Origin of the sequence: Streptosporangium sp. NPDC005286, assembly GCF_040607515.1 — a bacterium.
Taxonomy (GTDB): Bacteria; Actinomycetota; Actinomycetes; order Streptosporangiales; family Streptosporangiaceae; genus Streptosporangium.
This window is the reverse complement of sequence record NZ_JBEXGU010000296.1, coordinates 1-6,081: the sequence shown is the minus strand read 5'-3', so window position 1 is coordinate 6,081 and position 6,081 is coordinate 1. Positions and strand designations below refer to the sequence as shown.

The window sequence follows — 6,081 nt, the reverse complement described above, 5'->3', positions numbered from 1 at the left end:
CCCGGTGACCTCTCCGGTCGCCGGGTTGAAGATCTCGGAGGTACGGCCGGAGCCCTCGACGAGGGCTCCGTTGATCCAGTGAGTGACGTTCTTCACGAGGCGACCTCGGCGTTGACGGTTTCGAGCACACCGACGATGATTCCGAGGCCCTCGGCGGCCTCCTCCATGGTCAGGGTGAGCGGCGGGGCCATGCGGAGCACGTTACCCCGCAGCCCGCCCTTGCCCGCCAGCAGGCCGGCCTTCCTGCTCTCCTCCATGAACCGGCTGGCGAGCGCCGGGGAGGGTTCGCCCGTCGCCGGGTCGACCAGCTCGACGGCGAACATCAGGCCCCTGCCGCGGACGTCGCCGACGATCGGCAGGCGCGGCGCGGCCTCACGGAGCCCGTCGATGATCAGGGCGCCGGTCCTGGCGGCGGCGGCCTGCAGGTCGTGGTCGAGGACGTAGTCCAGGGTGGCGTTGGCCGCGGCCATGGAGATCGGGTTGCCGCCGAAGGTGGCCAGCCCGACGGCGTGGAGGTTGTCCATCAGGTCACCCCGGGCGACGACGCCACCCACCGCGAAGCCGTTGCCCAGCCCCTTGGCGAAGGTCATCATGTCGGGCGTGACACCGTGGTTCTGGATGCCGAAGAAGGCCGAGCCGGTACGGCCCCAGCCGGTCTGCACCTCGTCGGAGATGAACAGGATCCCCTCGGAGTCGAGGACCTCCTGGTAGGCGGCGAACAGCCCGTCGGGGGCCATGGTGAAGCCGCCCACGCCCTGGATCGGCTCGGCGATCAGCGCCGCCACGTCGTTGGAGACGGCCGTGGAGAGCACGTGGCGCAGGTCGTCGACGCAGGCCTCGATGTAGCCGGCGTCGGACAGGCCGCGGAACTGGGCCAGGTGCCGGTCGGCTCCGTGCAGGAAGTGCACGTTCAGCGGCGACAGCGAGTTGTTCTTCCAGGAACGGTTGCTCGTGACGCCGATCGTGCCGAAGGAGCGGCCGTGGTAGCTCTGCCGCATGGCGAGCACCTGGTCGGACCTGCGCGCGTAGGTCGCCAGCAGCAGCGCGGCCTCGTTGGCTTCGGTGCCGGAGTTGGTGAAGAAGACCTTCGCGTCCTGGATGCCGGAGAGCCTGGCGATCTTCTCGGCCAGCTCGACCTGACCGCGCAGCAGGTAGACCGTGGAGGTGTGCACGACACCGGTGGCGAGCTGCCGCTCCACGGCCTCCCGCACCTCGGGCACGTCGTACCCGATCATGTTGGTCAGAATGCCCGCGAAGAAGTCGAGGTAGGTCTTGCCCGACGCGTCGACTACCCGGTTGCCCTTGCCTGAGACGATCTCGATGGGCTCGTCGTAGTAGAGAGCCAGCCAGTTGGGCATTACCGCGCGATGGCGCGCAAGGAGGTCCGACATACATCGAGTATCACCGCTCGGGGCCACCTCCTCATACCGGCAGCATGTCGGCATATAGTCGCCAAACCCAGCACACTGTCAGATCGGTACGCCCATGCCGGCGTGCCGATCCGCCCGGCACGCCGTGGCGGCGGCCGGAGAGCCCCTCAGCCCTCGGTCTTCACCAGGTCGGTGTCCGAGGCGGCCGTGACCACGGGCGCGGGCCGCAGCACCAGGAACGCCAGCGTGGCGGCGGCCAGCGTGAAGGCGACTCCCACCCAGGAGCCGAACGACATGGCGGAGACGAACGCCTCGCGCGCGGTCTCGATCACCCCCGGATCCCCCAGCCGCAGTGCCTCTCCGATCGACTCCCTGGCGCCGGCCGGGGCGTCCGCGGGCATCGACGAGGTGTAAACCCCGGCCAGCACGCTGCCCAGCACGGCGATGCTCAGCGCCATGCCGACCTGCTGGACCGTGTCGTTGAGCGCCGACCCGACACCGGCGTGCGCGGGCGGCACCGCGCCCATCAACGTCGCGTAGGCCGCGGGACCCGCCAGGCCGCCGCCGATCCCCATGAGCATGAGACCGGAGATCAACATGCCGTACCCGGTGTCGGCGGTCATGAAGGCGAGCATCCCGAAGCCGGACGCCATCACGGCGAGGCCGACGGCGACCAGCACCCGGTTGCTGACCTTCCGCCCCAGCCCGGCACCGACCCCGTTGAACAGCGCGGCGGCCACGGCGTACGGCAGCAGCGCGAGACCGGCCCGCATGGGACCGTAGCCCAGCACGAACTGCAGGTACTGGGTCAGCATCAGCAGCAGCGCGCCCGTGCCGAACGACATCAGCACGATCGAGAACGAGGCGCCGCTGAAGTTCCGGTTGCGAAACAGTTCCAGCGGGAGCATCGGATGGTCCGACCTGAGCTCCCAGATCACGAACGCCCCCAGCGCGACCACCGCCACGCCGGCGGCGACCAGCGACTCCGCCGAGGTCCAGCCCGCCGTCGGAGCGGAGACGACCACGTAGACCAGGGCGCTCATGCCGGCCGTGGACAGCACCACGCCGAGCGGGTCGAGTTTTCTCGCCGGACCACGTGACTCGGGCATCAGCAGCACCGCCGCGACGACGGCGACGATCGCGACGGGCGCGTTGAGCAGGAAGATCGATCCCCACCAGTAGTGTTCCAGCAGGAAACCGCCCAGCGTGGGACCGGCGATCACACCGACCATGGCCACCGCGCTCCACGCGGCGATCGCCTTGCGGCGCTCCTCCTCGTCGAAGACGGTGATCAGGATCGACAGGGTGCTCGGCATCAGGATGGAGCCGCCGACGCCCATCAGCGCGCGGGCACCGATCAGCTGCCAGGGCTCGGTGACCAGCACGGCGACCAGCGAGGCACCGCCGAACAGCAGCAGGCCGATGATCAGGAAACGCTTACGGCCGTAACGGTCCGACAGGCTGCCCGAGGTGAGCAGCAACCCGGCGAAGACCAGGACATAGGCGTCAATGATCCACTGGATGTCCGCGGGGGTGGCTCCCAGGTCGACCATCAACGCCGGGATGGCCAGATTCAGGACGGTGTTGTCCACCACCAGGACCAGCAGGCTCAGACAGAGCACTCCGAGGATCCACCAGCGCCTCGGATCGCGTTCGACTCGTACAGTGTTCGATTCCACTCGCACACTGTACGACAAGCTCGCACGGTGTACTATCGGATTTATGCTTGGAGCGTGAAACAGCACTTCAGCTCCGTCTGGACGCGCGAGCCGCGCACCACCAAGAGTCCGGGGCTCGATCGCGCGCAGATCGTGCGCGAGGCGATGGCACTGCTCGACGCCGAGGGGCTGGACGCACTGAGCATGCGCCGCCTGGGCGCCAGGCTCGGCTCGGGGGCCACCAGTATCTACTGGCACGTGGCCAACAAGGACGAGCTGCTGGAGCTGGTCCTCGACGAGGTCTACGGCGAGCTGACGGTCCCGGACGTCCAGGAGACCACCTGGCGCAACTCCGCCTCCTCCTTCGCGTACAGCATGCGCCAGGTGCTCTTCAGGCACCCCTGGGTGACCAACCTCATCGGGACCATCCCCGGCATCGGCCCCAACGCGATACTGCTGATGACCCGGCTCGTCGCCACCTTCGACCACGCCGGGTTCCGTGGCCTCGACCAGGACTACGCCGCCTCGACGCTCATCGCCTACGTGTCCGGGGTCACCCTGCCCGAAATCTCCTGGCGGACCATGATGGAGCGGACCGGCCTTGAGTCCAACGAGCTGAACGCGGCCCTCCAGCCGGCGGTGGAGAAGGCCGCGGCAGGCCACCCCGGACTGGCCGCCCGCTACGCCGAGTTCAGGGAGATCGACGTCGAGACCACCAGGGCGCTCAACTTCGAGTTCGGCCTGACCTGCCTCCTCGACGGCCTGGAGGCCCGCCTGAACCGCGCGGCCTCGGCACCGGCACCGGCCTCGGCGGACCCCGGCGCGACACCGCCCTCGCGGCCGGGCATCCATTAGCGATCACCTCCCACCCTGTGAAGACGACACCGCGGGCCCCGATACCGCAGGGACACGGATGGCAGGTAAACAGCATGTAAAAGGGGGACCACGCGTACTTACAATCTGATCAGATACTCTCTGTGTGTGCTCCCTACAGTCGCCGACGTCCTCGCCCTGGACACCGTTCGCCGGGGCAATCCACGGGTCGTAGCGGGGGCTGACCGACTGGACAGCCGGGTGCGCTGGGTGCACGTGGGCGAGGTCACCGATATCGCCCACCTGCTACGCGGAGGCGAGCTCGTGCTCACCACCGGCATAGCCCTGCCCGACGACCCCGAGAAACTCGCCGACTATGTCGCCGAGCTGGCCACCGTGGGTGCGTCGGGGCTGATCGTGGAGCTGGGCCGCAAGTTCATCAAAGAGTTGCCCCGTGCCGTGATCAACGCCGCCGAAGTGCACGGCCTGCCCCTGGTGACCCTGGCGATGGAGACGCCGTTCGTGCAGATCACCGAGTCGGTGCACGCCCGGATCATCGACATCCAGCTGGAGGAACTCCGCGCCTCCAAGCAGTTGCACGAGGTCTTCACCGAGCTGTCGGTCGAGGGCGCCTCCCCCGCGAGGGTGCTCGGCCAGGTCACCCGGTTGTCCGGACGCCCCGCGCTGCTGGAGAACCTCGCCCACCAGGTCCTGGCATGCGACACCGCCGGACATGACACGGGCACGCTACTGGCCGGCTGGGAGACGCGCTCCCGCTCGGTGGCACCCCACCCGCGGACCGCCTACGACGCGGCCTCAGGCTGGCTGGTCACCATCGTCGGCGCCCGGGGCCAGGACTGGGGCCGCCTGATCCTGCTCTGTGACAGCGAGCCGGGGCCGCACGACATCGTGCTCGCCGAACGCGCCGCGACCACCCTCGCCCTGGGCCGCCTGCTGGAACGCCACCAGGAGTCACTGGAGCGTCAGGCACACGGCACGATCATCACCGGAATCCTGACCCACGCGTACGCCGACCCCGAGGAGGCCGCGGCCCGCGCCCGTGCGGTCGGCGTGCCGCTCACCGGTCGCAGGCTCATGAGCGTGGTGCTGCGCCTGGCCGAGTCGGCGGAGAAGCCGATGGACAGCCAGGAGCAACTCGCCCAGCTCGCCGAACTGGCCGACGCGGCCGCCGCCGCCTGCCGAGAGGCCCGCCTTCCCGCCCTGATCGGCGCCCTGGACCAGAACCGGGTCGGCGTCCTGCTCCCCCTGCCACCGCGCGTCCTCCCCGAATCCGCGCTGACCATGCTCGCCGACCACCTGCGCACGGCCTTCACGACCCCCTTCGTCCTCGCCGCGGGTTCCGTGGTCGAGTCGGTCCGCGACGTGCGGCGGAGCTTCCTGGAGGCCGAGCAGGTCGCCGACGTGGCCGCCAGGCAGCCCGACGGCCGCGCTTTCTACCGGCTCCCCGACCTCCGTCTGCGGGGCCTGCTCCACCTCCTGCGTGACGACGCCCGGCTGCAGACCTTCGCCGAACGCGAGCTTGGCCCGCTGCTCGCCCACGACGCCCAACGCGGCGGCGATCTCACCAGGATCCTCCGGGTCTACCTCAACGCGGGCCGCAACAAGGCCCTCGCCGCTCAGCGGGCGCATCTGTCGCGCCCCGCCTTCTACGACCGTCTCCACAGGTTGGAACGCGTCCTCGACACCGATCTGGACGATGTCGAGTCCTGCCTCTCCCTCCATGTCGCCCTGCTGGCGCTGGAGTCCTTCCGGAGAGACAATCCCCGCCCCTGAAAGGTCCCCATGCCCGACATTCTCATCCCAGAGCCCGCCGATCTGGCCCGGATGACCGCCGCTGCCGGGGCGTTCTCCGTCCCCACCGGTGACGTGCAGCTCTCACCGGACGAGCTGGAACCCGACCAGATCCTGGCGGGTTCCCCGCGCGTTTCGTCCATCGAGCTGTGGTCCTCGCCGGATGGCGGGCAGAGCCGGGGCATCTGGGAGATCACGCCGGGCACCGTGGCCGATGTGGAACGTGACGAGATGTTCGTGGTCCTGTCCGGCCGTGCCACGCTGGAGGTCGACGGGGGTGCCACCCTCGAACTCGTCCCCGGCTCGGTCTGCCTGCTCGCCGAGGGGGCCAAGACCGTCTGGATCGTCCACGAGACCCTGCGCAAGGTGTATCACTGCATGGGCTGACCAGATCACGGTCGTGGGTCGTACGGAACCGAGGTTCCGTA

At 69.2% G+C, this 6,081-nt stretch carries 5 protein-coding genes; 3 read left to right on the top strand and 2 right to left on the bottom strand.

Annotation, left to right across the window (positions count from 1 at the left end):
• Positions 1–92: 92 nt before the first annotated feature.
• Complete coding sequence (locus ABZU75_RS44805; RefSeq protein ID WP_355569114.1) at positions 93–1,391, bottom strand: aspartate aminotransferase family protein; 1,299 nt, start codon at positions 1,389–1,391, stop codon at positions 93–95.
• Between the two features lie 146 nt (positions 1,392–1,537).
• Positions 1,538–3,049, bottom strand: coding sequence for an MFS transporter (locus ABZU75_RS44800; RefSeq protein ID WP_355569111.1), 1,512 nt, complete (start codon positions 3,047–3,049; stop codon positions 1,538–1,540).
• Positions 3,050–3,103: 54 nt separating this feature from the next.
• Here ABZU75_RS44800 and ABZU75_RS44795 point away from each other — a divergent pair, with 54 nt between their 5' ends.
• The 3 genes from ABZU75_RS44795 to ABZU75_RS44785 all read left to right on the top strand — a co-directional run bounded on the left by ABZU75_RS44795 (position 3,104) and on the right by ABZU75_RS44785 (position 6,040).
• Positions 3,104–3,883, top strand: coding sequence for a TetR/AcrR family transcriptional regulator C-terminal domain-containing protein (locus tag ABZU75_RS44795; protein ID WP_355569108.1), 780 nt, complete (start codon positions 3,104–3,106; stop codon positions 3,881–3,883).
• 126 nt (positions 3,884–4,009) lie between these two features.
• The gene (locus ABZU75_RS44790) at positions 4,010–5,635 is read left to right on the top strand and encodes a PucR family transcriptional regulator (RefSeq protein ID WP_355569105.1); all 1,626 of its coding nucleotides are present in this window, start codon (positions 4,010–4,012) and stop codon (positions 5,633–5,635) included.
• Positions 5,636–5,644: 9 nt separating this feature from the next.
• Positions 5,645–6,040, top strand: a complete 396-nt coding sequence (locus ABZU75_RS44785) for a cupin domain-containing protein (RefSeq protein ID WP_355569102.1) — start codon at positions 5,645–5,647, stop codon at positions 6,038–6,040.
• Positions 6,041–6,081 lie beyond the last annotated feature (41 nt).

Excerpts from the sequence above, each read along its gene's own strand:
- ABZU75_RS44805 (WP_355569114.1), bottom strand. The coding sequence starts at position 1,391 with ATGTCGGACCTCCTTGCGCGCCATCGCGCGGTAATGCCCAACTGGCTG.
- ABZU75_RS44785 (WP_355569102.1), top strand. The coding sequence starts at position 5,645 with ATGCCCGACATTCTCATCCCAGAGCCCGCCGATCTGGCCCGGATGACC.